The organism is Rhizobium sp. 01L410 (genome assembly GCF_056400165.1).
This window is the reverse complement of the sequence record NZ_JBFTST010000002.1, coordinates 185,298-212,268: the sequence shown is the minus strand read 5'-3', so window position 1 is coordinate 212,268 and position 26,971 is coordinate 185,298. Positions and strand designations below refer to the sequence as shown.

The window sequence follows — 26,971 nt, the reverse complement described above, 5'->3', positions numbered from 1 at the left end:
TCTTCACCGGAACGTTTGTCCGGCATCACGAAGAGCAGTCTACGAATAGACTGATTATTTTGCTTTAAAGCGCTTGGTAATCAGAAAGATAACGGAAGGCGGCAAGATCTTTACTTTGCCGATCGCCAGTAACGCCGTCAAAGCAGCAAAAGGAACGCCACAAAGACGGAGATCGAGAGAATCATGCAGGCGCCGTTGAAGACGAGAACGCCGTCTTCGACATCCTTGACTGTCGCTGTGTCGCGTCCGGCGCCGTTGATCATCGGCTCGCTGACGACGATACCTGAATAGACGCGCGGACCGGCAAGCTGAACGTCGAGCGCGCCCGCCATTGCTGCCTCCGGTCGGCCGGAATTCGGCGAGCGGTGCAGCCCGCCGTCACGGATCGCCACCTGAACCGCCTCGCGGCATGCGCGCGCGCCACGGCGCAGCCAGGCGCCCGCAGCGATGAGCAGGATCGACAGCCTTGCCGCCGGCCAGTTGGCGATATCGTCAAGACGGGCCGACGCCCAGCCGAAGTCGATATAACGATCCGACTTGTGGCCGATCATCGAGTCGGCTGTATTGAGCATCTTGTAGATGAGGAGGCCCGGGAGACCAAGCACCGCATACCAGAGTGCCGGTGCGACCACGCCATCGGAAAAGTTTTCAGCCAGGCTCTCGATCGCCGCGCGGCAAATTCCGGGCTCATCGAGGGTTTCAGGATCACGGCCGACGATGCGCGAGACCGCCCTGCGCCCACCGGCAATTCCTTCCGCCCGAAGCGCGTCCGCGACATCGGAAACGTGATCCGCCAGGCTCTTCTGCGCCATGAAGATGGCAACGCAGACGACTTCGAGGACGATGCCGATCATCCCGAACAGCTCGAAGAACCAGTGCAGGAGCAGCCCGGCAACGGCGCTACCGAACAGCATAGCGGCAATAGACGCCGTTCCGTTCAGTCGCCGCTCGGGGCGTGTCAGCGTCTCGCTGTTATAGGTGCGGTCGAAATAGGAGATCGCCTTGCCGAACAAGACGACGGGATGCGGAACGCGCGACCAGAGCCAGTCGGGGTCGCCGGCGATCCGGTCGAGAAGCAGGGCCAGCAGAAGAACCAGAAGATGTTCGTCAATCGTCATGCGTCAAAACTCTCAAGCGCGGCTGCAAGTCTTTGGTCAGCCAGACGGTCTGGCCCCAGTCCGAAGCGCAGCCAACTGGGCGCGTAGTCGAACCTGCGGACCAGAATGTGATGCCGGCAGAAATGCGTATAGAGGGCTGCCGCACGTTTGTCTTCGACCAGCATGAACAAGGCTGCGTTACCGGCAATCGTCAGACCGGCACCCTGAAGAACGGCGTTCAGCGCCGCACTGCGCTCGGCGATCCCGGCAGCGATAGGCGCCGGATCGGCGCGCAGCAGCGATGCGGCCAACGAGAGCGCCGGGCCGGAAACCGCCCAGGGACCAAGCCAATCCTCGAAGCAGGCCCGAATATCGTCGCGCGCGATCACGAAGCCGAGGCGCAGGCCCGCCAGCCCGAAGAATTTTCCGAAGGAACGGAAGATGATGAGGTTCGAAAGCCCGTCCGCCAACGGCACCAGGCTCGCTTCAGGATCAGCATCGCCGAAGGCCTCATCAACCACGAGATACCCGCCCCTCGCCTTCAGTACATCATGAACGGCAATCAGCCGGTCACGATCATGCAGCCTGGCGTCCGGATTGTTCGGATTGACGGCGACGACCAGCCGATGCTCCTCGCCGATCTCTGCAAGCCCGGCGATCTGGTCGACCCGGCACCCGGCATTAGCGAAGGCTTTCTCGTATTCGCCGTAGGTCGGCGAAACGATCGCCACGCGGCTCTCGCGCTCGAGCAGCCGCGGCAGGAGCTGGATGACGGATTGGGTGCCTGGAACCGGCAGCGGCGACAGCCCCCGGCTTCGATAATAATCCCGCGCCGCTTCCACGGTCGATTGCACCAGATGCCTGTCGGGCAGCCGGTGCCAGACGGCAGGCGGGATCACCGGAAGCGGAACCGGACGAGGGTTGATACCGGTCGACAGATCCAGCCAGTCCTCCGGCCGCCCGCCGAATTCGGCGGCCGCGGCGGTGATGCCGCCACCATGCACGATCGGACCGCTCATGCCGGCTCCCCGGCAAGATCGATCATGTGCATATAGGAGCCTGCGACCTGGCCACGGCGAAGCCCGGCCTGGCCGAGATCGGCGCCAAGCGCATCTGTGACATCGAAAAGCCGCTCGCCCTCGCCCTCCGAAACCACATTGGAATAGTGAAACTCATGACCCGTCATCGGCTGCTCGAAGAAAGCTTTGTCGACGGGACGGACACGCCGGTAGCCGAGGTGGCGGCTGCGCTGCTCGTAGCTTGTCACCAAGGGCAGCAATCCGAGCATCTCGTGGCGGATGCCGCCGGCAGCGATCAGCCCCTCACCGAGCGTCATGTAGCCGCCGCACTCGCCGTAGATCCGGGTGCCGCGCGTAGCCGCATCGGCCATGCCACGCCTGAAATTCGAGGCCGCCGCGATGGCACCGGCATGAAGCTCGGGATAGCCACCCGGCAGGTAGACTGCATCCGCATCGGCGGATGGTGCCTCGTCCGCCAGTGGCGAAAAGAACGAAATCTCGGCGCCGCGGCGGCGCCAGCCGAGCAGCATGTGTTCGTAGCAGAAGGCAAAGGCGATATCGCGGGCGACGGCGATCTTGCGTCCGAGCGGCGGCAGACGCCGGATATTGGCCGCCGAGGCGACGTTCAGTCCCTGGCGGGCAATCCGCAGCAGAAATTCGAAATTGCACTCGTCCGAAACAGCCGCCGCTGCATGGTCGATGAAACCTTCGAGACCAACATGTTCCCCAGCCTGCACCAGCCCCAGATGGCGCTCGGGAAGCGCCAGCGTCTTGTCGTTGCGGATCACCGCGACGACAGGCATGCGAATGGCATCCAGCGCCTGACGCAGCATCATCTCGTGCCGCTCGCTGCCGACCTTGTTGAGGATCACACCCGCAATGCGGACATCCGCCCGGAAACTTGCGAAGCCGCTGACGAGAGGTGCGACCGACTGCGACATGCGGGATGCGTCGACAACAAGAATGACGGAGAGGCCGAGCATGGCCGCGAGATCGGCAGCTGTTCCCTTGCCGTCGGCCGCGCCATCGAACAGCCCCATCATCGCTTCGATGATCAGGATGCGGTCGCCTTGCCGGTGGATCGCCGCATTGGCGGAAATCAGCTCGCGCCGCATTGCCCAGGGATCGAAATTGAGACAGGGGGAACCGCTGGCGGCGGCATGGAATGCCGGATCGATGTAATCGGGACCCGCCTTGCCGGGCGCCACCGCCACGCCGCGGTTTCTCAAGGCGCGCAGGAGCCCGAGCGTCACCGTCGTCTTTCCGGAGCCTGAGGAAGGTGCAGCGATCAGCAAGCCGCTCATGCCGTCTCCTTTCCGCCCTGCCTGAACGGATCGGGCTGCAGGCGGCGTCCGGCGAGCGCACCGAGCCAATCGAGCGACGCACGCAGCCGCACCACCTCGCCGACCACCACGATCGCCGGCGGCTCGAGCCCCGACGTTTCGACGGCGGTTGCGGCCTCGCTCAGCGTCGTCTCCAGAACTTGCTGGCCGCTGGTGGCCGCGTTGCATACGAAGGCCACCGGCTCGTCTGGCTTGCGCCCCGCGGCCAGTAAAGACGCGCTGATCTGTGCGATATGCTTCATCGCCATATACATGACGATGACAGGCGAGCCGCGGCCGATCGCATCCCAGTTGATTGCGTCCGGAACGATACCTGAAGAATCATGCCCCGTCAGGAATGTGACCGCGTGATTGATATCCCGATGGGTGACCGGGATGCCGGCATAGGCAAGCCCGCCAATCCCGGCCGTAATGCCGGGCACGATGCGGAACGGGACGTTATGCTCGACCAGCGTCAGCGCCTCTTCGCCGCCGCGTCCGAAGACGAAGGGATCGCCGCCTTTCAGCCGCAGCACCCGTTTGCCGGAGCGAGCCAGCTCGACGAGACGCAGCGAGATATCACGCTGCTTGGCCGACGGCTTGCCGCCGCGCTTTCCGGCATATTCGAGAGCGGCATCCGGCCGCGCCAGCTTCAGACATTCCTCGTTGACCAGCGCGTCATGAACGACGACGTCGGCCTCCGAAAGCCCCTTCGCCGCTAGCAGCGTCAACAGCCCGGGATCACCGGGACCGGCGCCGACGAGCCAGACGGTTCCCGGCTCCAATACCGGCAAATGGGCGAATGCATTCTCGATCATAAGGGTGGTCTATGCCCGCCGCTTGGCGAGGTCAACGGCGGCGAAACGCCGGCAATTGCCGATTGCCGTTTCGCCGCCGATTCAATTTACGAACAACCGGACTCAAAATCTGAGAAAATGGCCGGATCGAATTGATAGGACTCAGCAAAGTCGAACCGGGCGGAAACCGCCTGGTCCCAGGCTGCATCAGGCTCGCAGAAGCGTATCCCGGATCAGATCGACGACCTTTTCCGACTGGATGCCGGTGCAGACGATCTGGCTCGGCAGATTGTCCCAGTCGCCCGGCGGGAAGCGGCGCCCATCCGGCTTGACAATCGTCTGGCCGTCGGCGATGCCGCCGCAGACGACGCGCACCGCGCCCGTCACCGTCGTGAACAGCTCGGGCGCCACGACATAAACCGCGGCGCAGCTGTCATGCACCATCATGCCGTCTTCGACCGCATGCTTGTAGAAATCGATATAGAACTGCGACAGGTCGTTCAGCAGCTTCACCGCCGCATCGCCCTTGTCGGCGGCAGCCTTCAGATAGCTGCGGCTCATCGTCGTGATCGCCGTGACGTCGAGCCCGATGACCGCGACCTTCCACGGCGCCGTCATCACAACGTCCGCGGCTTCCGGATCGCCATGGATATTGGCTTCGGCGACCGGCGAGACATTGCCCGGCACATAAAAATTGCCGCCCATGATGACCACCTGCTTCACCAGCTTGGCGATCTCAGGGTCTTCCTTCAGTGCCAGCGCCAGGTTGGTCATGCGGCCGACCGCAACCAGCGTCACCTCGCCCGGATTGGCGCGAACGGTTTCGATAATGAAGCGATGCGCCGGACGCGGATCGGTGGGGAGGTCGATCACCTCGGGGACGCCGATATTGCCGAGACCATCATCGCCATGCACGAAGGTTGGCCAGCCGATTTCCTTGCGCGATGGATCGAATGTGACGTTTGCGCCCTTGGCGACGGGTGCCGCGATGTTCCATTCGCGCTTCAGGAACAATGCGTTGCGCGTCGTCGTCTCGATCGAGGCATTGCCGAAGATCGTGGTGATGCCGATCAGATCGATGTCGGGGTGGCGGTGCAGGAAGAGGAGCGCCATGGCATCATCGACGCCCGGGTCCGTGTCATAAATGACCTTGTGCATGAAATATCCTTCTCATTCTCGTCGCAGAAATCCGGGGATCTCCGCGAGGTGGCCGACACCATAGCGCCGGCTATTCTTTCTGCAACAGGATGCGCGCGATGGCGGCCGTCGCATGGGCAGATTTGATTTTCGGCACCAGCAACTCTGCCGCCGCTCCCGCAGCAGCCAGCGCCGCCGACTCGGCAACACCATGGCAGCCGACAAGCCTAAAGACGGCGGCCGAAGGGTTCTTGAGACGCGGCGTCTCCTGCTCCAGGCGCGCGGCAGCAAAGAAGACCGGCGTGATTTGAAATTCCTGCGACAGCGTCAGGATTGCAGGCTCCCCAGAACGGCTGTCGATCGAGGCAATGGCCACAAGCTCGCCCGGTCCGATCCCGGCAAGCTCCATGGCTCGCTTCGCCAGTGTCCGCACCTCGTCCACAGGCGTTCCCCGCTCGCAGCCAAGGCCAAGCACGTATGATTTCGATCTGTCGGTGGCGAAGGACGGCATTGCATGAACCTGAAAGGGCAGACTGTGTCTCCGCAGCCATTGCAGGCGAGTGCGGGAAATGCAACATGGCGCCGCTTTCTCCCGCCTGCCCACAGAGTCCCGCCGTGTCCGATATTGCCCCTCATCTCCTCGCCCTGTTCTGCCTCGCCGCCTTCTGCGCAGGCTTCGTCGATTCGATCGCCGGTGGCGGCGGGCTGATCACTGTGCCCGCCATGCTGATATCAGGCATTCCGCCGCTGCAGACGCTGGGCACCAACAAGGTGCAGTCGATGTTCGGCGCCGCCTCGGCCACGCTCGCCTATTCCCGCAAGGGCCATGTCAACCTTCGCGAACAGCTGCCGATGGCGATGATGGCCGTGATGGGCGGCGCGCTTGGCGCTGCACTCGCCACGATCGTGCCCGGCGACGTGCTGCGCGCCCTGATGCCGGTTCTGCTGGTCGCGATCGCCCTCTATTTCGCCTTCAAGCCCAATCTCAACGACCTCGACAGCCACCGACGCATCACGCCCTTCGCCTTCGGCATGAGTTTCGTGCCGCTGATCGGCTTTTACGACGGCGTCTTCGGCCCCGGCACCGGCTCCTTCTTCATGCTCTCCTTCGTCACCCTTGCCGGTTTCGGCATGCTGAAGGCGACGGCGCATACCAAGCTTCTGAACCTCGGCTCGAATATCGGCGCTCTCATCGTTTTCGCCTCCTTCGGCGCGACGCTCTGGACGATCGGGCTGATGATGGGTGTCTGCCAGTTCCTCGGCGCGCAGGTCGGCTCACGGCTGGCCATGCGCACTGGCGCCAAGCTCATCAAGCCGCTGCTGGTCGTCGTCTGCATCGCCTTCGCAATCAAGCTGATCGCCGACCCCGCTAATCCACTGCGCGTCTGGCTGGGCGTCTAGCCCGGCGCCTTGCCGAACTTGATCGCATCTATCTTCGTCAGCTTGGTCTTCGCCGAAACACCGGGGGCATTGGCGAAATGCCAGGTGACATATTGCTCCGCATAGGGATCGGTGGATGACATGCCATCGACGGGCAGCACCACATCCATGCCCTTCAGCGCTGCATAGGCCGCCGTATTCAGCACCGCTCCCTCCGAAGCCGTGCCGGTGACGATGACCGTCTTGATATGCCGGTCGGTAAGGATCTTTTCGAGATCGGTATTGATGAACTTGTTGGCGCCTGACTTCACGACCGGATCGCCATCCTTGGGCGCCAGCACCGTTGCAATATCCTCAGGCGCCGCATTCGAGGTGATGCTGTAGACGACCGGCGTCCCGCTGTCGCGCGCCTCCTTCATCAGCTTCGCCACATGGGGCAGCTCCGCAATACAGCGCGGCTTGACCTTGGTGTTGCACGGCCCCTTGTCCGGGTTCTGCGCCCCATTGAAATCGAGCAGCAGTAGCGCCGTGGTCGAGGGATCGACGGTCACCTCGCCGAGCTTCGGCGCCGGCGGAGCCTTGATCTTCTTCCACTCGTCGACAACGGTTGCCGCATGCGCGGAAGACCAGCCGAGCGCGGATGCCAGAAGCGCCAGTTGCGCCACCCGTGCCGCATATGCCGAAAGCGATGTCATCAGGCCGTCCTCCATCTTCGAAATCGATTGCCAAGCCTTCCGGCGGATGACGGCACTGTCAAATCACCAAGCCGCGAGCTTGATTACCTCTCGCGTAATTGATGAGCGAACGGCGTTTGCCGATGATCGCAATGCCTGGACGAACCGGGCGATCAAAGGAGACATGACATGACCGACGCGAGCAACGCCGCCGAACGCTACATCGCCATCTGGAACGAGGAGGATGCAGACCGCCGCCGCGCGCTGATCGCCGAAAGCTGGGCCGAAAACGCCACCTATATCGACCCCCTGATGCGCGGCGAAGGTCACGAGCAGATCAACGCGCTGGTGGAAGCCGTACAGACCCGCTTCCCTGGTTTCCGCTTCAATCTGATCGGTTCCGCCGATGGCCACGGCGACAATCTGCGCTTCTCCTGGGGTCTCGGCCCGGACGGCAGCGAGGCGATTATCAAGGGAACGGACTTCGCCCTGCTTGAAGGCGGACGCTTGAAGGCCGTACACGGTTTCCTCGACCTCGTTCCGGAAGCCTGACGATGATGACCTCAGCCCGCTCCCTCGGTGACCACCTCCGCGACTGGCGCAAGCTTCGCCGCATGAGCCAGCTCGATCTCGCCCTCGAAGCGGAGATTTCGCAGAGGCACTTGAGCTTCATCGAGAGCGGGCGCTCGACGCCGAGCCGCGACATGCTGCTGCATCTGGCAGAACGGCTCGGCGTTCCCCTTCGCGAACGCAATCCGATGCTGCTCGCAGCCGGCTACGCCCCGCTCTTTGCCGAGCGCTCATTGGACGACCCGGCCCTGAAACCGGCAAGGCTGGCTGTCGACATGGTCCTGAAAGCGCAGGAGCCCTTTCCGGCAATCGCGATCGACAGGCACTGGACGCTGGTTGCCGCCAATGCGGCGATCGCACCGCTGCTCACGGGTGTCAGTGAGAAAAGCCTGCTCGAAGGCGAGGTAAACGTCCTGCGTCTCAGCCTGCATCCAGGAGGATTGGCACCTCATATCGCCAATCTCGCCGAATGGCGCGCACACCTTCTCGAGCGGCTTCGCCAGCAGATCGACACCTCGGGCGACCCGATCCTCGGCGCACTTCTCAGGGAATTGCAGGAGCTGTCTCCTGGCGGCACCCCGGCGGATGAGACAAAGCACGATTATGCAGGGATCGCCGTACCGCTACGGCTGCGCACTTCTGCAGGCACGCTATCGCTGATCTCGACCACCACCGTGTTCGGCACGCCTGTCGATGTCACGCTCTCCGAGTTGGCAATCGAATCCTTTTTCCCCGCCGACGAGGAAACGGCCGCAATCCTGCGAAAGTTGGCGAACGGCTAGAACAGCGCCAGCAGTAGCGCCCCGCCCGCAATCATCGCCACGCCGAGCCAGTTCACCAGCCCGAGCTTTTCGCCGAGGAAGACGACGCCAAAGACGGCGACGAGCACGATCGACAGCTTGTCGATCGGTGCCACGCGCGCCGCATCGCCGAGTTTCAACGCCCGGAAATAGGCGAGCCAGGACGCTCCCGTCGCAGCGCCCGAGAGCGCCAGAAACAGCCACGTCTTGCCGGATATGCTGGAAAGCGGCTGCCACTGGCCGGTGGCGGTGACGATACCGGCCAGAATGGCGATGATGACGACAGTGCGGATCAGCGTCGCCAGATCCGAATTCACGCCCGCCACCCCGATCTTCGCAAAGATCGCCGTCAGCGCCGCAAAGGCCGCCGACAGAAACGCCCAGAATATCCAGCTTTGCGCCATCAGAACTCCACGCCCGGCTGCCCTTTGATGCCGGAGCGGAATGGATGCTTGATCAGCTCCATCTCGGTCACGAGATCGGCGATTTCGATTAGCTCGTCCTTGGCATTGCGTCCGGTCAGCACCACGTGAGTCATATAAGGTTTTTCGGCCTTCAGGAATGCGACAACGTCGTTGATGTCGAGATAATCGTAGCGCAGCGCGATGTTGATCTCGTCGAGCAGCACCATCGAATTGCGCTCATTACGGATCAACTCCTTCGCCTTCTCCCAGGCGGCACCGGCTGCCGCAACATCGCGGGCGCGGTCCTGCGTCTCCCAGGTGAAGCCCTCGCCCATTGTGTGGAACTGGCAGAGATCGGAAAAATGCTTCTCGATCAGATCGCGCTCGCCGGTCCACATGGCGCCCTTGATGAACTGCACCACGGCCGACGGCTTGCCATGGGCAATATGGCGGAAGATCATCCCAAAGGCGGAGGACGACTTGCCCTTGCCTTTGCCTGTGTGGACGATGATCAGGCCCTTCTGATCCGTCTTGGTGGCCATGATCTTGTCACGCGCCGCCTTCTTCTTCGCCATTTTCTCGTTGTGGCGGCTATCGTCCTTTTCGGCGGTGTCTACTGGTTCTTCGCTCATTGTCTTTCCCGATGAAATGTCATGCTGTCTGTTTATGGTGTGATGGCGCGAGATCGAAGCGCGCCGAATTGCTGCGTGGCGTCCAGAGATGCCGGTCGATCGCCTCCATCAACCGTTCCTTCATCTCTTCGAGAGCGGCTGGGTTCTTCTCCGCCATGAAATCACGCACCTTGGGATCGGCGACAAAAGCCTGATAGACGGCCTCGAAATGATGGTTGCCGACGGCTCCCGTCGTTGCCGCAAAGGCAAAGAGATAATCGACCGTGGCGGCGATCTCGAAGGCACCCTTGTAGCCATGGCGCATGACGCCATCGATCCATTTCGGATTGACGACACGCGCGCGCACCACACGGCCGATCTCTTCCTCCAGCGAACGGATCACCGGCTTTTCCGGCCGCGAATGGTCGTTGTGATAGATGGAAGGACGCGCACCGCCGACATGCTCGGCAGCCGCGGCCATTCCACCCTCGAACTGATAGTAATCGTCGCTGTCGAGCAGGTCGTGTTCGCGGTTATCCTGGTTCTGCACCACCGCCTGGATGGAGCGCAGCCGCTCCTCGAAGATGCCGCGCTCGGCCCGGCCCTCTTCGGCCGCACCATAGGCATAGCTACCCCAGGCGAGATAGGCTTCGGCCAGATCGGCGCGCCGCTCCCATCCTTTCTCGTCGATGAGCGCCTGCAGCCCCGCGCCGTAAGCGCCCGGCTTTGAGCCGAAGATGCGATATCCGGCGCGTTTGGCCGCCGACGCTTCATCCAGGCCGGACGCCGCAAGCCGCGCCGCCTCGCCGCGCATCCGCTCGGCAATCGGATTATCCGCAGCATCCTCATCGAGAGCGCCGACGGCGCGGATCGCCTTGTCGAACAGCGCGATCTGCTCCGGAAAGGCATCGCGAAAGAAGCCTGATATCCGGAGCGTCACATCGACCCGCGGACGCCTCAGCATCGCAGGCGGGATGATTTCGTAGCCGGTGACCCGGCGCGAGGTCATGTCCCATACCGGCTTGACACCGATCAGCGCCAGCGCCTGGGCGATATCGTCCCCACCGGTGCGCATGTTGGACGTACCCCAGGCCGTCAGCCCGAAGGACACCGGCCACTCGCCGTGATCCTGCACATAGCGGCGGACCAGCAGTTCCGCCGATTTCTTGCCGAGTTCATAGGCGGCAGGCGTCGGCACCGCGCGGCTATCAACGGAGTAGAAGTTCCGCCCTGTCGGCAGCACATCGGGCCGCCCGCGCGTCGGAGCGCCGGAGGGACCGGGAGCGACGAAACGGCCGTCGAGGCCGGCGAGGAGTGCCGAAATCTCGGCGGCGCCGCAGGCGAGGATCGAGGGCTTCAGGCGGGATTCGATCTCTGTGAGGACGGATCTGGTTTGGGACCAGTCAGCCGGGCATTCGGTTTCGCCGGAGACGAACTTTGCGGCGAGCAGTTCGATGCGCTCGACGGTGTCGCCATTGGTGCGCCAGGGGGCGTCAGTGATTTCAGCCAGTATAACGGGACGTGGGCCTGTCCAGTTGGCGGCCATGTCGCAGTCAAGGGGATCGAATTTGGCGCTTGTATGCGGGGTACCCCCCTCTGCCTTGCCAGGCATCTCCCCCTCAAGGGGGGAGATTGGCTGGGCGGACCCGCTCGCTTCGACTTCATTTGGCTGGTGAGACACTCGCCACGAGTCGATCTCCCCCCTTGAGGGGGAGATGTCCGGCAGGACAGAGGGGGGTACCGCACCCGCCAACGCTGCATCAAGCGCAATCGCCCGCTGCAAACTCTGATCCCCGCCCTCGCCAAGCCCGCGCGGCACCCGCGCCAGCGCCACTGTCAGATCCGTCAGCAGCCGTCCCTGCGGCGACACACCAAACACATGCAGCCCGTCACGGATCTGCATCTCCTTGAGATCGCAGAGATAGGCATCGAGCTTCTTCAGCGCCTCATCCTCGGTCTCGCCCTTGGCAATCCCGGCATCACTATCCAGGCCGATATCGGCGACGAGCTCAAGGATCTGCTTCGACAAAAGCCGGATACGGCGCGGATCGCTGCCGGATGCCTCGTAATATTCGTCGACCAGCGCTTCCAGATCCTTCAGCGGACCATAGCTTTCAGCCCGCGTCAGCGGCGGCGTCAGGTGATCGATGATGACGGCGGCCGTCCGGCGTTTGGCCTGCGTGCCCTCGCCGGGATCGTTGACGATGAAGGGATGGAGATGCGGCAGCGGCCCGAGGATCGCCTCCGGATAGCACTCCTCCGAAAGCGCCAGCGCCTTGCCCGGCAGCCATTCGAGATTGCCATGCTTGCCCATGTGAACAACCGCATCGGCGCCGAATTCCTGGCGCAGGAAAGCATAGAAGGCGAGATACCCGTGCGGCGGCACGAGATCGGGCGAATGGTAGCTTTCCTTCGGATCGATATTGTAGCCGCGGGCCGGCTGGATACCCGCCAGTACATTGCCGAACCGCGTAAACGGCAGGGCAAAAACATCATCCACGACGTAGGGATCGCCCTCCGGCACGCCCCAGCGCGCCGTCATCTCGTCTTGAATCTTTTTCGGAAGAGACGCGAAGAACGCCTTGTATCGACTCATGGAAAGCGTTTCGCGGATCACCTTTCCGTCGTGTCCGGAATTCGTCGGCCCCTCCGAGAGATGGCGGATCAGCGCATCGCCATCATCAGGGAAATCGGCGACACCATAGCCAGCCCCGCGCATCGCCTTCAGCACCTCGACGGTACCCGCAGGCGTATCGAGGCCGACGCCGTTGCCGAGGCGCCCGTCACGGTTCGGATAGTTGGCGAGCACCAGCGCCACGCGCCGCGCCGCAGCCGGCTTGCGCCGCAGCCGCGCCCAGCCGGCTCCGAGCTTGGCCGTGTAGCGCATCCGCCCTTCATCAGGCTGGCTGGTAACGATATTCGCTTCGACAGCCGCGTCATAACGCGCCGCCGACTTGAACGAGACGGCCCGCGCCAAAACCCGTCCATCGACTTCAGGCAGCGCCACGTTCATCCCGAGATCGCGCGCCGACAGCCCCTGCGATGACACGGCCCACGCCTCATATGATGATGCAGACAGGATTGCCTGCAGCACCACGGAACCGCTTTTTTCCAGCACGGTCGGTTCACGCTGCGCACCCGGCGCGGACACGGCAAAGCCCGTCGTGTTGACCACGACATCGGGAGGGGCCTGATCGAAAATGCTGGCGATGATGCCCTTGGAGACCGGGTCTTTGAGGCTGTAGGCAAAGACCGGCAATGGCCGGAGACCTTCCGCCGCCAGGGCCTCGATCATCGCCTCGACCGGTGCGGTCTCGCCGCTCTGGACGAGGGCTCGGTAGAAGCTGATGGCGGCGATGGGGGCGTCGTTAGATGTAGAGGGGGGTGCCACGTTCCGCAGCATCGCCGCAGACAGCACCCGCCACTCCCCGACACCAACGACTCCCCGCCCCGGCCACCATATCCCGGCCTTCATCAACGGCGCAGCCGCACCGGGCTTTTCACCACCCGACAGCATCGCCGCCGCATAATCCAGCAGCCGCCGCGAATTCTCGTCGCCGCCCTCTATCAGATACGACCACAGCGCATTGAGATCATCGAGCGCCACATTGGAAAAAGGCGTCAGCCCGGCATCCGGCTTGGAATCGCCGGGCAGAACCGCAATCCGCGCGCCATGCCTCGCCGCGCAGGCATGAAGAGCCTCCAGCGCGTAGTGGAAATAGCTGGCGCCGCCCAGCGCGCGGACAATGATGAGCTTGGCGTGCAGCGCGGTCCGCTCGACATAGGCATCGACCGACATCGGATGCTTGAGGCTCATCAGGCTGGCAAGCCGAAGCGTCAGCGGTGAACCGCCGCCCTGTCCGTGGGCGGCGGCGATGGCCGCAAGCTCCGTATCCGCCGCAGACAGAAACAGGATATCGCCGGGCGACTGGCCAAGATCGATGGCCTCGTCACCGTCGCTGATCGTTCCTTTCTGGGCGAGAAGCAGATGCATGGATCAGACGAGCGCCTCGATGGCCGTGCGCACCGCCGCTTCATCCATGTCATGAAGGCCGATAACGACGAGACGCGTGCCGCGGGTCTCGTCCGACGCCCAGGCGCGGTCGAAATACTGGTCGATACGGCTGCCGACAGCCTGGATCTGCAGACGCATCGGCTTGCCCTCGACAGCGGCAAAGCCCTTCAGGCGCAGCACGTCATGCTCTGCAATCACGCCCTTCAGCTTCTCGATGAAACCGGCCGTATCGGCAATCGCGCCAAGCTCGACAACAAAGCTGTCGAACTCGTCGTGGTCATGCGGCGTGCCATCCTCATGCTCGAGCTCGTGATGGGACTTGCGATTGGCGATATCTTCCTCGGTGCCGACGCCGAGGCCGAGCAAGACACTGGCCGGAACTTCGCCGTTCTTCGCCTCGATCAGCGCAGGCTTGCGCGAAATGCGCGACGCCACTTCGTCACGGACGCGGATAATGCCTGCGGCATCGAGCAGATCCGTCTTGTTGAGCACGATCAGATCGGCGCAGGTCAGCTGATCCTCGAACAGCTCCTCGATCGGGCTCTCGTGATCGAGCGACTCGTCTTCGGCGCGGCGCGCATCGACGGCATCGTGGTCGTCGGCGAAACGTCCGGCGGCAACGGCGGCGCTATCGACGACGGTGATCACGCCATCGACGGTCACTTCGCTGCGGATATCGGGCCAGTTGAAGGCGGCGACCAGCGGCTGCGGCAGCGCTAGGCCCGAGGTCTCGATGACGATATGATCGGGGCGCTGTTCGCGCTCAAGCAGCTTGGTCATCGTCGGAATGAAATCGTCGGCAACGGTGCAGCAGATGCAGCCATTCGTCAGTTCGATGATATCGTCCTCGGTGCAATTCTCAGCACCGCAGCCCTTCAGCACGTCGCCATCGACGCCGAGATCGCCGAATTCGTTGATGATCAGCGCGATCTTCTTTCCGCCGGTGTTGGAAAGCAGGTTGCGGATCATCGTCGTCTTGCCGGCACCGAGAAAGCCGGTGATCACGGTTGCGGGGATCTTCTGGTTCATAAACTTCAACCCTTCATTTTCAGCGGCAGCCCTGCCGCGATAAAATACACGTCCGCGGCAGCGGCCGCGATCATCTGGTGCAGCCGCCCGGCATGATCACGGAAATCCCGCGCCATCCGGTTCTCGGGCACGATCCCGAGGCCGACTTCATTGGAAACAAGCACGATCCGAGCCTTGGCCTTCGGCAGCCAGGCGGCAAGGGCAGCAGATTCCGCCGCCATGTCCCGCTCGCCCATCATCAGATTGGTGACCCAGAGCGTCAGGCAATCGACAAGGATCGCCCGCCCTTCGCCGTCGATGGCCGACAGGCACTCGACAAGCTGCAGCGGCTCCTCATGCGTCGTCCAGGATGGCCCGCGATCGTTCCTGTGGGCGGCAATCCGCGCCCGCATCTCGTCATCCCAGGCACGCCCAGTGGCGATATAGTGGCGCTCGAGGCCGCTATCGGCGATCAGCTGCTCTGCGAAACGGGATTTTCCCGAACGGGCGCCGCCGAGCACGAAGGTGGTGCTGTTCATGTGAGGATGGCTCCGGCATCAGCGTATTGGCGTCCGCCACACCCACCTCCCTCATTCCTGTGCCTGTCACAGGAATCCAGCCACGGCGCGTCTGCGCCGTGAATGAAACCTAGCAGCAAGGAAATAAGTCTTCTGTGCCCAAGGACTTGGGCACGCTGGATTCCTGTGACAAGCACAGGAATGAGGGAAATCCTCAGGGCCGCACGTAACGGCATGCAAATTCGTGTTTCAGCCATGACAACCTCCGTGCTGGCAGCGGACAGGATTGCCCTTGGGTGGGCTCTTCGCCCGGCACGGTTGGCAGGTCTCCTGGCTCGCGGTTCGAGGCCCCGACAGGGATGGCGCAAGGCCATCCCTGATCGTGCCAGCGGATCTTCCTCGCCTTCCCGGCTGCATTCTCGTGAAAAGGCGGACGATTCGTAGAAATGGAGGCGTCCAGCCCCTGCTGATCACGATGCATTCCAGTGGCTTTTCCGGTGTCCTTGAGCCACCGCCCTGCCGCGGAATGCGGCGATCAGGCAATGGTGCCGGTGCACCGGATGGAAGACCCTGACCGCTCTACAGTCGCGGGGTCGGCTGTGATGAAGACGCCCGGTTTGGGTCCGCCCCGTCACATTCCCTTTTCATCCAGGGCGGCAATCACCGCTCCGGAACCATCCGTTATTGATTTCATCGTTAGGCGTGCGGCAGTGCGAAGTCAATCGAGCCTGACACAATGGAAAATGCCGCATCTTAACACGACTGAGTCTACCAAACAGATAGTCTATTAAATTCATTGACTTACGGGCATATTTCGCTTGCCGCCGCCTCGCTTTTGCTGCAATTGCTCGCGAAATCATGCGGCGCGAAAAGCCTGCTTCCTTGATCCTTCCTCCCGTCGCCTAGTTCTGTCATCATGCTCACGAAAACGGATATCGGCCGCCTGACGCGGCGCCATCTCAAATTCGATTTGGCGCGGCTGCGCGCGCTGGCGCGCCAGAACGAAATGGGCATGGTTTTCGCCGGTGGCGCGGTCGGCGTCATCTCTGGCTGCGCGGTCACCGGCATGAGCCTGATCTCCCGCGAGATGCACAGCCTCATCTTCGGCATCAGCGATGTCGATCGTCTCAGCTCCTCCGATATCAGCAACAAGCTGCTGCTGCTTTTGGCACCGGTCTGCGGCGGCATGCTGCTCGGCCTGCTGCTCTTCATTCTCAGCAGGACACGCAAGAAGCCAATGGTCGACCCGATCGAGGCCAATGCGCTGCATGGCGGCCGCCTGTCGCTAACCGACAGCATCATCGTCGCCATCCAGAACCTGATCTCCAACGGCTTCGGCGCATCGGTGGGGCTCGAGGCCGGCTATACGCAGCTGGCGGCAGGCCTGGCCTCGAAGCTCGGCCTGAAGCTGCAGCTGCGCCGCGCCGATCTGCGCGTCCTCCTCGGCTGCGGTGCGGCAGGCGCCATCGCCGCCGCCTTCAATGCCCCGCTAACCGGCGCCTTCTACGCGTTCGAGCTGATTATCGGCACCTATACCATCGTCTCGCTGACACCTGTCGTCGTCTCCGCCCTGCTCTCGACGCTGGTGGCACGGCTGCTCGCAGGCAACGATTTCACCATCGACGTAGGCAGATTCGGCACTGTGGTGCCGGCCGATTATGTGCCGGCCATTCTGCTTGGCGCCTGCTGCGCCGGTGCTGGCATCCTGATCATGCAGGGCGTTTCCTTTGTCGAGGAACTGGCCCGCAAGAGTTCCGTACCCACGCCGGTACGCCCGGCGCTCGGCGGCATCGTTGTCGGCCTGCTGGCCACAATCTCTCCACAGGTGCTGTCGGCTGGGCATGGCGCCTTGCATCTCAACCTGGCGCATCAGGTGGCGATCCCGACGCTTGTCGGCATCCTGCTGTTGAAGTCCCTTGCATCCGCGGTATCGATCGGCTCCGGCTTCAGGGGAGGCCTGTTCTTTGCATCGCTGTTCATGGGCGCGCTGCTCGGCAAGCTCTTTGCCTATTCCGCCCCGTTCTTTGCGCATGCCTCGCTGACACCCGAAGTCTACGCCGTCGTCGGCATGAGTTCACTCGCCGTCGCCATCATCGGCGGACCGCTGACGATGACCTTTCTGGCGCTCGAAATCACCGGCGACTTCCCGATCACCGTATTGGTGCTCGCCGCGGTCATCACGTCCTCGCTCGTCGTGCGCACCACCTTCGGCTACTCCTTTGCCACCTGGCGTTTTCACCTGCGCGGCGAAAGCATCCGCAGCGCCCATGATGTCGGCTGGATCCGCAATCTGACGGTCGACAAGCTGATGCGCGCCGACGTCAAGACCGCCAATGCCGCAACCACTGTCGAGGAATTCAAGAAGGCCTTTCCCGCCGGCGCCACGCAACGCGTCATCCTCGTCGATGACACAGGCAAATATGCCGGTCTGGTGCTGGTGCCGGAAATTCATGCGAATCCGATCGCCACTGACGACGAGGGCAAGGGGCTGGAGAGTTTCGTTCGCTACAAGAACGATTTCCTGCAGCCGCAGATGAATGCCAAGCAGGCAGCTGCCATCTTCGACAAGAGCGAGAGCGAAGCGCTCGCCGTGCTGAACAATCTGATCGAGCGCAAGGTCGTCGGACAGCTCAGCGAAAGCCACACGCTGCGCCGCTACAGCGAAGAGCTCGACCGGCGGCGCCGCGAAATCTCCGGAGAAATCTAGCCAAGCAGCCGGTTCAGCCAGTCGCCGTCGAGATGCGCCTCAAGCTCCGCCGCAACGGCATCCAGCGCCCGGTCGACGCTCTCTGCGTAGTTGCGCCTTTCGCCCTGAAGGCCGAAACTCTGCAGCAACCGGCTGCGATAGGCATCGCCGGAAAACAGGCCGTGCAGATAGGTCCCGACGATACGTCCATCCGCAGATACGGCACCATCCGCGGCACCGTCCACCACGGCCGACGGCCGGCTGCAATCCAGGCCCTCGGTCACGCCGAGATGGATCTGATAGCCTGACAGCGGCGTACCGTATTCGGCAGAAACAGCATGGCTGTTGCGAACGGTCTTCTCCGGCGCCATTACGGTTTCGACGTCGAGCAGGCCGAGCCCGTCAACCTCCGCCGTTCCGCCCTCGATGCCGAGCGGGTCGTGCACCTTGCGGCCGAGCATTTGGTAACCGCCGCAAATGCCGATCACCCGGCCGCCGCGCCGGACATGGGCGGTCAGATCGCGATCCCATCCCTCGGCGCGAAAATCGGCAAGGTCGCTGATTGTCGATTTGGAGCCCGGCAAGACGACGAGCGCCGCGTCTTCGGGCAGACGCTCCCCGGCACGCACGAACATCAGCTCGACGTCGTCTTCGGCTCTCAGCGGGTCGAGATCGTCGAAATTGGCAATCCGCGGCAGAACGGGGACGGCGATCTTCAATGCGGCCCCGCTTCCCCGCGCCAGCTTTTCAAGAACGACTGAATCTTCCGCAGGCAGCCCGCCTGCCGCCTTCAGCCAGGGCACGACGCCGAAGCACGGCCAGCCGGTATAACGGCCGATCGCGGCAATCCCCTCGTCGAAAAGCGAGACGTCGCCGCGGAACTTGTTGATGATATAGCCGGAGATCATCGCCCGATCGGTGTCGTCGAGGATCGCATGTGTCCCGACAAGCGAGGCGATGACGCCGCCGCGATCGATATCGCCGACCAGTACGACCGGCACGCCGGCCCTTGTCGCAAAGCCCATATTGGCGATATCGCCCGGGCGCAGGTTGATCTCCGCCGGCGATCCCGCGCCTTCGACGATCACCAGATCGGCGCCCTCGGAAACCGTGGCGAAGCTCGACAGCACGAATTCCAGCAGTTGCGGCTTCAGACGCTGATAGTCACGCCCCTTCGCCTGCCCCCAGACCTTGCCCTGGACGATGATCTGGCTGCCGTTCTCCGATTGCGGCTTCAAAAGCACCGGGTTCATATGAACAGATGACGGCGTGCGCGCAGCCAGCGACTGCAGCCACTGCGCCCGGCCGATCTCGCCGCCATCGTCGGCAACGGCTGCGTTGTTGGACATGTTCTGCGGCTTGAAGGGCCGCACCGTCAGTCCGCGATTGGCCGCCAGCCGGCAGAGCACGGCGACGAGCACCGTCTTGCCGACATCCGATCCTGTTCCCTGCAGCATGATGGCTCTGGTCATGGAACGAGGCCTACAACGCGTTGCCTCGCGCAGTCAACGGCAGGGCCAAAAACACGAAAACCGCGCAGGCAGTAAGCCGCGCGGTTTGCCGTAAACTCTGGCGTATTCGCCCATACACGGCGAAACTCGTCTTCTCCGGGACGCAAAACCTGATCCGGAGAACCGGCGGTTTGTCCCCCGCCGTGGCTACACTGATAACGCGACATCCTTACCGGAGAGTTATTGAGGCCTTAAGCAAACATGAATTTTGACCTTTTTTGAACTTTTGTTGGCAGCGGCGTGTGCGCCGCATCATTGAAACGGCCGATCACAGGCAACAGGGCTGGCTAATATTAGCTATTGTAAATCAATGTTTTAGGCCAAAAAAGTTCAACCGCGGAAAGTTGACCGCAACCTTTTCTGCGCTAGCATCTGTAAATTTAAAAATCCTGAGTGGAAATAAGGATGTGCAGATGAAGACCGCAGGAAAAATGCTGTTATTCGCCGCCCTTGTCTGCGCGTTCGCGACCTCGGCCGCGGCATCCGGTTGTGGAAGCGTCTCGATTGCCGAGATGAAGTGGGGCTCGGCCGCCATCGCCGCGAATTTTGACAGGATCATTCTCGAAGCCGGCTATGGCTGTGACGTCAAGATCGTCCCCGGCGACACCATGCCAACCTTCGCCTCGATGAACGGAAAATCGACGCCGGACGTCGCGCCAGAACTCTGGGTAAAGGGCGTCCAGACCGAACTGGACGATGCCATCACCGCCGGCCGCCTTGTCGAAGGCGCCGAAATCCTCTCGGAAGGCGCGGTCGAAGGTCTGTGGATCCCGAAATTCGTCGCCGACGCCAACCCATCCATCAGGACGTTGGAAAACGCCCTCGCCCGTCCAGATCTCTTTCCGGGCGACGGATCGACGGACAAGGCTGCGATATTCAATTGCCCAACCGGCTGGGCCTGCAAGATCTCGACGCAGAACATCTACAATGCCTTCCATGCAGAAGAGAAAGGCTTTGACCTCATAGGAGCTGAAACGCCGCGGGCGCTCGATGCATCGATTGCAGATGCCTTTGCCGACAAGCGCGGCTGGCTCGGTTACTACTGGGCGCCGACTGCGGTCGCCGGAAAATACGAGATGGTGCGGCTGGAGATGGGTGTCCCCTTCGACCAGGCAGAGTGGGACAACTGCACCTCCGTCCCCGGATGCGCCAAGCCCGAGCGCAACGCTTATCCGACATCCCAGGCCTTCACCGTCACCACAAGGTTATTCGCAGACCGCGCCGGTCCGGCGATGGATTATCTTCGCAAGCGCAGATGGGACAACGGCACGATCAACGACGTGCTGGCATGGCAGGATGAAAACGGTGAAAGCAGCCGCAACGCCGCCATCTATTTTTTGCAGAATTACCCGGAGCTCTGGACCCTCTGGGTGCCCGAAGAAGTGGCGGCCCGGGTGAAACGAGCGCTTTAGCAAGCTTCGCGAAGGCCAGCGCCGTCATGATATGCCTTCGACAACGAAAACGCAGCCAGGCTGCGCCCATTGATATTGCAGGTGCTTGAAATGACCCCCGCCGCTTCCTTTCCCGATCGCGACACCGTTGCCCAGAAATTTGCCGGTAGCAGCGATGCCGACAAGTCATACCTCCAGCTCCTGATGGAGAATGCGGCACAGGACGACAATCTGGTCGATGGCCTGCACCGCTACCTCGATCAATCGGCCGAGAGCCGGTTTCTCAATTCGCTGAAGCTTGAGACGACGGGGAAATGGATCGGCTCGGCCGCTCCGGACCGCCTTCAAGTCCGCCTGATGGAAGCCGCCAAGTCCAGCCAGCATCCGGCCTATGAGGCCTTCCGCACGGGACTGGTGCGCTCCGGCGGCCTTGAAAGGGCCTATCCGGCAGCCAAGATCTGATTAGCGGCGTGCGGCCCGGTCGACAGAGCGGCCGGCATCCTGTGTCGCATTGACGGCGTTGGCCGTATCGCGGCCGACGCCGCGGATCGTGTTGCCGCAGGACGAAAGAGCAAGCAGGAGCATGAGGGCAGCGCCGATTTTGGCTGTGGTCGTCATCTTGGAATTCCTTTGAAAATATGACCTCTCCGAAGCGGCGAACGCCGCTCCGGCCGATAAACGCATCAAAGCCAAAAAGGTTCACGCCAGAATGGTTTAGGCAGCCGCAGCCTTCGCTTTTTCAGCAAAGGCAAAGCGGATGCTGTCGGCAACCGCCTGCATCGGACCAGAGAGCTGCGACGCCGTCAGAAGGCGAATCTCGAAGGAGGCGAGCTCCGGCAGGCCCTCCTGCGCGCCGAGGATCACCATATCGTCGCTGACATAGGAGCGCGGTAGCGGCGCAATCGCCAGATCGGAAACCACAGCCGCCCTCTGCGCCATCGTATGGCCGCTGAGATAGGCAACGCGATAGGGCCGCTTGTTGCGCTCAAGCTGCGACAGCGCTTCGTGGCGCCAGATGCAGCCCTCTTCCCAGATCGAGATCGGCAGCGGCTCCTTGCGGTGCGCCGTGCCGCATTTGGCGCCGGCCCAGACCAGCCTCTCGCGATAGACGATCTCGCCGCCGGTCGGGAACGGCCTGGTCGCAAAATTGATGAGCGCCAGATCGAGGCGCTGCTCTTCCATCCGCTTCTTCAGCCCGATGCTCATGTCGATGGTCACATCGACCATGATGCCGGGATAGCTGTCGGCGAAACTCTTGAGAATGCTCGGCAGCAGCCGTTCGCCGATATCTTCGGGCGCGCCGAGGCGCACCACGCCGCTGAGCTCAGGCATGATGAAGCGCGAAACCGCTTCGTTAGAGAGCGCCAGGATATTGCGCGCATAGGTCAGCAACAGCTCGCCATGCTGCGTCAGCGTCACCGAGCGGGCGTCGCGCAGGAACAATGTCGCGCCGAGCTGCTCTTCGAGCTTCTTGATCTGCATGGAGACGGCAGAGGGTGTTCTGAACACCGCTTCGGCGGCCGTCGAAAAATTGCCGGTTTCCGCGATCGCCACGAAGGTGCGCAGAACATCGTTATCGAGAAGCGGGATTGGCCTGCGAAAGGGCATCGTCATCGGCGCATCTTTCAATTTTTCTGATCTTAAGCACCATATCATTTCGTTTGGCTGAAAGTCAATCGAACCTTATATTTCACTCATGGCTGATAGACAAAGAGGAGGCCATGATGACTGACACCGTCCATTCTGCAATCGACGCCTTCTTCGCGTTCCGTTCGCGGCAGATCCAGCGGGCCGCATGGGACAACACCATGCGTCAGATGACGGCCTTGCCGCACCACCTGATCGCCGATGTCGATCCCTACATACGCTTCCGCATCTGCCGAACGCGAAATGATGCGAAAGACCTTCAACAAAACTGATGGTATCCATAAAATCTATTCGTTTGATTGATGGATACCAAAAGCCCATATCAGGTAACGGGCGCAAGACGCTCAACGATCAAAGGACAAGGAAAATGACCACCATCACCTATCGGGATAGCAAGAGCTCATCCGGCCTGCATTTCGACGTCGGCACCCTTCTGCATAAGGCGTCGCACGCATGGCACCAGTGGCAGGCAGCACGCGAAATCGAATCCATGCCGTTCGACATCCGCAAGGACGTGGGCTATCCGTCGGCAGAAGCAGCGGATGACCGCAAGGATATGTAATGAATGCGACATACCTCCCAGCGTGAGGGCGGCGCCCTGCCAATGGCAGCGCCGCCCTCATCGTTTCCGGACTGGTGAAATTTAATCTTGAATTTCAGACGCATATATTTGAAATCAGTTTCAGCTTGCGACTTTTGACGAAGCCGTCGCGCATTTGGCAGGCCGCTTAGCGTGGCATGTCGCAAAATAGCGCTTATCAGCCGCAGATTTCCATGCGAATGTCGCTTTCAGAACATCTAAGCGACGCATTCCACGCACCAATAGCGCATCGCCCTCCAGCATGGATTTTGCTCATGAACAAGATGCTGACCAAGAAGCGCTCTCTCGTCTTCTTTATGGTTCCCCAGTTCACCATGCTGCCCTTTTCGGCGGCGATCGACACGCTGCGTATTGCCAACCGCATGCTCGGCTATCAGGCCTATACGTGGCGCCTCACCTCGGTTGACGGCAACAAGGTCTATTCGTCCTGTGGCATCGGCGTCGAGGCGAATTCATCGCTCGCCGAAGAGCGCCGTCATCTCGGCGGCGAGAACCGCCCGAGCATGGTGCTGGTCTGTTCCGGCATCGATGTCGAGGATTTCAACAACAAGTCGGTCAATGCCTGGCTTCGCGAAAGCTATAACCGCGGCGTCGCCGTCGGCAGTCTCTGTACGGGCGCGCATGTGCTTGCTCAGGCCGGGCTCCTGAATGGCAAGCGCTGCGCGATCCACTGGGAAAACCTGCCGGGCTTCTCCGAAGCCTTCCCGCAGGCGGAGGTCTATGCCGACCTCTATGAAGTGGACAGCAATCTCTATACCTGTGCCGGCGGCACCGCCTCGCTGGACATGATGCTGAACCTCGTCGGCCAGGATTTCGGCGAGAGCCTCGTCAACCGCATCTGTGAGCAGCACCTGACGGACCGCGTCCGCAGCCCGCACGACCGCCAGCGCCTGCCGCTGCGCGCTCGCCTCGGCGTCCAGAACGCCAAGGTTCTCTCGATTATCGAACTGATGGAAGGCAATCTTGCCGAGCCGCTGTCGCTCCTGGAAATCGCCGATGGCGCCGGTCTTTCGCGCCGCCAGATCGAGCGCCTGTTCCGTCAGGAAATGGGCCGCTCCCCTGCCCGCTACTATCTCGAGATCCGCCTCGATCGCGCCCGCCATCTTCTGGTGCAGTCGTCGATGCCGGTCGTCGAAGTGGCCGTCGCCTGTGGTTTCGTCTCCGCCTCGCACTTCTCCAAGTGTTATCGCGAACTCTACAACCGCTCGCCCCAGCAGGAGCGCGCCGAGCGCAAGATGACGATGGCGACCGCGCGTCAGGCGCTGGCAGCCTGAAAACCCAACGATTGAGATCGAAAATGCGAAGCGGCGTCTATTGCGCCGCTTCTTGCGTCATGCGGGCATCCGAATAGACCATGTTCCGGCCCTTGTGCTTGGCCATGTAGAGAAACTGGTCGGCAGCATTCAGATAGTTCTCGAAGCTTTCGTAGCCGGCAATCTCGGCAACGCCGATCGAAACGGTGACCGACAGCTCCTCGTCATCAGCCGATACCTTCAGCCGCGACAGATCGGATCGGACTTCGTCGCACAGCTTCGTGGCGGCATGCGAATCCATCATCGGAAACAGGATCGCGAATTCCTCGCCGCCGAGCCGCGAGAGAAGATTGTCGCTGCCTTCGAAGATCGTTGCCAGGCGCGCCGCGACCGCGATCAGAACCTTGTCGCCGATCTCATGGCCATAAGTGTCGTTCAGCCGCTTGAAATGGTCGATGTCGAGGATGGCAACCGAGCTTACCGCCTTCTGGCGCAGACACTGGTTCACGACCTTGGGGCCGGAATCGTAGAAATAGCGGCGATTGTAGAGGCCGGTGAGATAATCGCAGGCCGCCGCAGCTCTCAACTGCTTCAGCTGCGTCAGCGTCTCGACATTATTGGCGATCCGGCACTGCAGCTCTTCGGCAACGAAGGGACGGTAGACGAAGTCGCTGGCGCCGGCTTTCAGGAAGCTCGCCGACAGCATCCTGTCATTCGATGACGACACGCCGATCACCCGGATCTTGTCGGAGCCGAACCGGTGCCGGATGCGCCGCGTCAGCTCATAGCCGCTCATATCGGGCATATGATGATCGGTAACCACAAGCTCGATATCGCTGTATGCCTCCAGCGCCGCCAGCGCCTCAAGTCCGGAATTCGCCTCGACCACCATATATTGCTGCGCCGTCAGCAGATCGACCAGGACCTGGCGGGCGGATTGGACGTCATCGACGACGAGAACCCGGGTCTTGCGGTTCAGGATTGCCCTGCGCACGGTGCCAACCAGGTTGTCGAGCGCAAACTCGTTGTCCTTGAGCACATAGTCGATGACGTTGCGCTCCATGATCCGGTTGCGCGTCGCAATGTCGAAGGTGGCGGTGAAGACGATGGCCGGGATCTTGTGCTCGATGGCGCAATCCAGCGCCTCGCCATAGGGCGAATCCGGCAGGTTCAGATCGACGACGGCCATCGTATAGCCATGCGGATCCTGGGCCAGCGCTTCTTGAAGCGCCTTGAGCGAAGGGCACGTCTTGACGTTGAGACCGAGCTCGGTCTGAAAGCGGTGGCACAAAACGGCAGAAAACATCCGGGAATCTTCAACCAGAAGTATTTTATGACCGCCAAAACGCGGCACAGAACTATCCCGATTGAAATCCGCCTGAAAAGCCATCCAGTCCCTTACTCCCCGCGGCGCCTGGAGCAGCCGAATCGGCTGTCCCCATAACAGCTTGGACGATAGCGGACACACCCAATTGGGTGAAGAGGCAGAACAGGCTCAAAATAACCTGAAATTGCAGAAATTCGAAGTCTCTTAACAACGGCGACAGGTCCCCGCGTCGATCGGGGACCTTTCGTACTCCGCGGCTCAGGATCACTCGTCTTAGGCAACCGCCCGTTCCCGTTTCATCGTCTTGATTTGCAGCAATGTGTCGAGGTTCTGATTGACGCGGCAATAGAACTCCTCGTCGATGAACGGACGCAGCATGAAATCGTTCCCGCCGGCCTTCAGGAAGCGCGCCGACAACAACCGGTTCGACGACGACGAGACGCCGATGATGCGCAGTTCGTGGGAGCCGATGCTGGCGCGAATGCGGCGCGTCAGTTCAAAGCCGTCGATGTCAGGCATGTTGTAATCGGTGACCATCAGGCCGATATCGCGGTTGGCCTTGAGGATCTCAAGCGCCTTGGCGCCGCTTTCTGCAACGCTGACGCGGAAATTATAGCGCTTCAGGCGGCTGGAGAGCAGCGCGCGCGCAGTGGCGCTGTCATCGACGATCAGCACGTGATGGCGCTTGTTGGTGAGGAAGCGGCAAATGGATTCGGCCAGCAGATCGACGGCGAAAACATTGTCCTTGAGGATGTAGTCGACGATATCCTTGGCCATCAGTTCGTCGCGCAGGCCCTCGTGGAAAGTGCCGGTAAAGACGATCGTCGGGATGCTGAGATCCACCAGATATTCGAGCGCTTCACCCTTTTCGGCGCCGGGAAGATTGATGTTCGAGATTGCCAGCGTGATCGGGTCAGAGGACTTGTCATAGGCCAGCTGGAGGTCTTCGAAATTGCGGCAGACCTCAACATTGATATCGAAAAGCTCCTTCAGCCGGGCGCTGATCATCGATGTGAAGACATTGGAATCTTCCGCGAGAATAATACGCGCACCCGCAAACATTTCGCCGGAATATTGCATTCCCGAAATACCTAAAAACGACATAGCAAAACCTTTGAATGAAAATGTGTCCCTGGATGAGACAGATATATCAATTCATTTGAATAATGATTAATCGAGGCACCCGGAAAACCCGCCCGGAAG

Annotated in this window: 26 protein-coding genes and 1 riboswitch; of the genes, 9 read left to right on the top strand and 17 right to left on the bottom strand. The window is 61.7% G+C overall.

Features of this window, described 5'->3' with window-relative positions:
* Positions 1-137: 137 nt before the first annotated feature.
* The 6 genes from cbiB to AC1DV9_RS05560 all read right to left on the bottom strand — a co-directional run bounded on the left by cbiB (position 138) and on the right by AC1DV9_RS05560 (position 5,883).
* Positions 138-1,118: an adenosylcobinamide-phosphate synthase CbiB gene (gene cbiB / locus AC1DV9_RS05585; RefSeq protein WP_477946610.1), complete on the bottom strand. Its 981-nt coding sequence runs from the start codon at positions 1,116-1,118 to the stop codon at positions 138-140.
* Positions 1,115-2,116, bottom strand: coding sequence for a threonine-phosphate decarboxylase CobD (gene cobD, locus AC1DV9_RS05580; RefSeq protein ID WP_477946609.1), 1,002 nt, complete (start codon positions 2,114-2,116; stop codon positions 1,115-1,117). Before cobD ends, cbiB begins: the two co-directional genes overlap by 4 nt.
* A complete protein-coding gene (locus AC1DV9_RS05575; protein WP_477946607.1) occupies positions 2,113-3,420 on the bottom strand; it encodes a cobyrinate a,c-diamide synthase in 1,308 nt (435 codons plus the stop codon). Before AC1DV9_RS05575 ends, cobD begins: the two co-directional genes overlap by 4 nt.
* Positions 3,417-4,256 carry a uroporphyrinogen-III C-methyltransferase gene (cobA, locus tag AC1DV9_RS05570; RefSeq protein ID WP_477946605.1) on the bottom strand — a complete coding sequence of 280 codons (840 nt, stop codon included), beginning with the start codon at positions 4,254-4,256 and terminating at the stop codon, positions 3,417-3,419. The genes AC1DV9_RS05575 and cobA overlap by 4 nt, the downstream gene beginning before the upstream one ends.
* 186 nt (positions 4,257-4,442) lie before the next feature.
* On the bottom strand, positions 4,443-5,393 hold the full coding sequence (locus AC1DV9_RS05565; protein ID WP_477946603.1) for a nucleoside hydrolase: 951 nt from the start codon (positions 5,391-5,393) through the stop codon (positions 4,443-4,445).
* Positions 5,394-5,463: 70 nt separating this feature from the next.
* The gene (locus tag AC1DV9_RS05560) at positions 5,464-5,883 is read right to left on the bottom strand and encodes a cobalamin biosynthesis protein (RefSeq protein WP_477946601.1); all 420 of its coding nucleotides are present in this window, start codon (positions 5,881-5,883) and stop codon (positions 5,464-5,466) included.
* 104 nt (positions 5,884-5,987) lie between these two features.
* On the opposite strand from AC1DV9_RS05560, the gene AC1DV9_RS05555 reads away from it, so the two are divergent.
* Positions 5,988-6,773 carry a TSUP family transporter gene (locus AC1DV9_RS05555; RefSeq protein WP_477946946.1) on the top strand — a complete coding sequence of 262 codons (786 nt, stop codon included), beginning with the start codon at positions 5,988-5,990 and terminating at the stop codon, positions 6,771-6,773.
* Here the strand turns inward: AC1DV9_RS05555 and AC1DV9_RS05550 are convergent.
* Positions 6,770-7,447, bottom strand: coding sequence for a cysteine hydrolase family protein (locus AC1DV9_RS05550; RefSeq protein ID WP_477946600.1), 678 nt, complete (start codon positions 7,445-7,447; stop codon positions 6,770-6,772). The genes AC1DV9_RS05555 and AC1DV9_RS05550 overlap by 4 nt on opposite strands.
* Positions 7,448-7,615: 168 nt before the next feature.
* On the opposite strand from AC1DV9_RS05550, the gene AC1DV9_RS05545 reads away from it, so the two are divergent.
* On the top strand, positions 7,616-7,978 hold the full coding sequence (locus tag AC1DV9_RS05545) for a nuclear transport factor 2 family protein (protein ID WP_477946598.1): 363 nt from the start codon (positions 7,616-7,618) through the stop codon (positions 7,976-7,978).
* Between the two features lie 2 nt (positions 7,979-7,980).
* Positions 7,981-8,778, top strand: coding sequence for a helix-turn-helix domain-containing protein (locus AC1DV9_RS05540; protein ID WP_477946596.1), 798 nt, complete (start codon positions 7,981-7,983; stop codon positions 8,776-8,778).
* Here the strand turns inward: AC1DV9_RS05540 and AC1DV9_RS05535 are convergent.
* Genes AC1DV9_RS05535 through cobU form a run of 5 tightly spaced genes read right to left on the bottom strand, consistent with a single transcriptional unit; the run spans position 8,775 to position 15,373 of the window.
* Complete coding sequence (locus AC1DV9_RS05535) at positions 8,775-9,200, bottom strand: EamA family transporter (protein ID WP_477946595.1); 426 nt, start codon at positions 9,198-9,200, stop codon at positions 8,775-8,777. The genes AC1DV9_RS05540 and AC1DV9_RS05535 overlap by 4 nt on opposite strands.
* A complete protein-coding gene (cobO, locus tag AC1DV9_RS05530; RefSeq protein WP_477940040.1) occupies positions 9,200-9,832 on the bottom strand; it encodes a cob(I)yrinic acid a,c-diamide adenosyltransferase in 633 nt (210 codons plus the stop codon). The genes AC1DV9_RS05535 and cobO overlap by 1 nt, the downstream gene beginning before the upstream one ends.
* A gap of 19 nt (positions 9,833-9,851) precedes the next feature.
* Positions 9,852-13,805 carry a cobaltochelatase subunit CobN gene (gene cobN, locus AC1DV9_RS05525; RefSeq protein ID WP_477946593.1) on the bottom strand — a complete coding sequence of 1,318 codons (3,954 nt, stop codon included), beginning with the start codon at positions 13,803-13,805 and terminating at the stop codon, positions 9,852-9,854.
* Between the two features lie 3 nt (positions 13,806-13,808).
* Positions 13,809-14,855, bottom strand: coding sequence for a cobalamin biosynthesis protein CobW (gene cobW / locus AC1DV9_RS05520; protein ID WP_477946591.1), 1,047 nt, complete (start codon positions 14,853-14,855; stop codon positions 13,809-13,811).
* Between the two features lie 5 nt (positions 14,856-14,860).
* Positions 14,861-15,373: a bifunctional adenosylcobinamide kinase/adenosylcobinamide-phosphate guanylyltransferase gene (gene cobU / locus AC1DV9_RS05515; protein WP_477946589.1), complete on the bottom strand. Its 513-nt coding sequence runs from the start codon at positions 15,371-15,373 to the stop codon at positions 14,861-14,863.
* 282 nt (positions 15,374-15,655) lie between these two features.
* Positions 15,656-16,046, bottom strand: a riboswitch (cobalamin riboswitch).
* 222 nt (positions 16,047-16,268) lie between these two features.
* On the opposite strand from cobU, the gene AC1DV9_RS05510 reads away from it, so the two are divergent.
* Positions 16,269-18,059 carry a chloride channel protein gene (locus AC1DV9_RS05510; protein ID WP_112515983.1) on the top strand — a complete coding sequence of 597 codons (1,791 nt, stop codon included), beginning with the start codon at positions 16,269-16,271 and terminating at the stop codon, positions 18,057-18,059.
* Here the strand turns inward: AC1DV9_RS05510 and AC1DV9_RS05505 are convergent.
* Positions 18,056-19,510, bottom strand: a complete 1,455-nt coding sequence (locus AC1DV9_RS05505; protein WP_477946588.1) for a cobyric acid synthase — start codon at positions 19,508-19,510, stop codon at positions 18,056-18,058. The genes AC1DV9_RS05510 and AC1DV9_RS05505 overlap by 4 nt on opposite strands.
* Before the next feature lie 452 nt (positions 19,511-19,962).
* On the opposite strand from AC1DV9_RS05505, the gene AC1DV9_RS05500 reads away from it, so the two are divergent.
* The gene (locus AC1DV9_RS05500) at positions 19,963-20,961 is read left to right on the top strand and encodes a glycine betaine ABC transporter substrate-binding protein (RefSeq protein ID WP_477946945.1); all 999 of its coding nucleotides are present in this window, start codon (positions 19,963-19,965) and stop codon (positions 20,959-20,961) included.
* Positions 20,962-21,051: 90 nt separating this feature from the next.
* Positions 21,052-21,402 (top strand): hypothetical protein, encoded by a 351-nt coding sequence (locus AC1DV9_RS05495; RefSeq protein ID WP_112387093.1) that lies wholly within the window; start codon positions 21,052-21,054, stop codon positions 21,400-21,402.
* On the opposite strand, the gene AC1DV9_RS05490 is transcribed toward AC1DV9_RS05495, so the two are convergent.
* Both AC1DV9_RS05490 and AC1DV9_RS05485 read right to left on the bottom strand, forming a co-directional pair.
* The gene (locus tag AC1DV9_RS05490; RefSeq protein WP_112387092.1) at positions 21,403-21,558 is read right to left on the bottom strand and encodes an entericidin domain-containing protein; all 156 of its coding nucleotides are present in this window, start codon (positions 21,556-21,558) and stop codon (positions 21,403-21,405) included.
* Positions 21,559-21,654: 96 nt separating this feature from the next.
* The gene (locus tag AC1DV9_RS05485; RefSeq protein WP_477946586.1) at positions 21,655-22,596 is read right to left on the bottom strand and encodes a LysR family transcriptional regulator; all 942 of its coding nucleotides are present in this window, start codon (positions 22,594-22,596) and stop codon (positions 21,655-21,657) included.
* Positions 22,597-22,661: 65 nt separating this feature from the next.
* Here AC1DV9_RS05485 and AC1DV9_RS05480 point away from each other — a divergent pair, with 65 nt between their 5' ends.
* From AC1DV9_RS05480 to AC1DV9_RS05470, 3 genes are all read left to right on the top strand, one after another.
* Positions 22,662-22,859 (top strand): hypothetical protein, encoded by a 198-nt coding sequence (locus AC1DV9_RS05480; RefSeq protein ID WP_477946584.1) that lies wholly within the window; start codon positions 22,662-22,664, stop codon positions 22,857-22,859.
* Positions 22,860-22,954: 95 nt separating this feature from the next.
* Positions 22,955-23,149 carry a hypothetical protein gene (locus AC1DV9_RS05475; RefSeq protein WP_112537679.1) on the top strand — a complete coding sequence of 65 codons (195 nt, stop codon included), beginning with the start codon at positions 22,955-22,957 and terminating at the stop codon, positions 23,147-23,149.
* Between the two features lie 293 nt (positions 23,150-23,442).
* Complete coding sequence (locus tag AC1DV9_RS05470) at positions 23,443-24,462, top strand: GlxA family transcriptional regulator (RefSeq protein ID WP_112387088.1); 1,020 nt, start codon at positions 23,443-23,445, stop codon at positions 24,460-24,462.
* Positions 24,463-24,499: 37 nt separating this feature from the next.
* Here AC1DV9_RS05470 and AC1DV9_RS05465 read toward each other — a convergent pair whose 3' ends face one another.
* Positions 24,500-25,831 (bottom strand): diguanylate cyclase, encoded by a 1,332-nt coding sequence (locus AC1DV9_RS05465; protein ID WP_112387087.1) that lies wholly within the window; start codon positions 25,829-25,831, stop codon positions 24,500-24,502.
* 210 nt (positions 25,832-26,041) lie between these two features.
* Positions 26,042-26,872, bottom strand: coding sequence for a response regulator (locus AC1DV9_RS05460; RefSeq protein WP_112387086.1), 831 nt, complete (start codon positions 26,870-26,872; stop codon positions 26,042-26,044).
* Positions 26,873-26,971 lie beyond the last annotated feature (99 nt).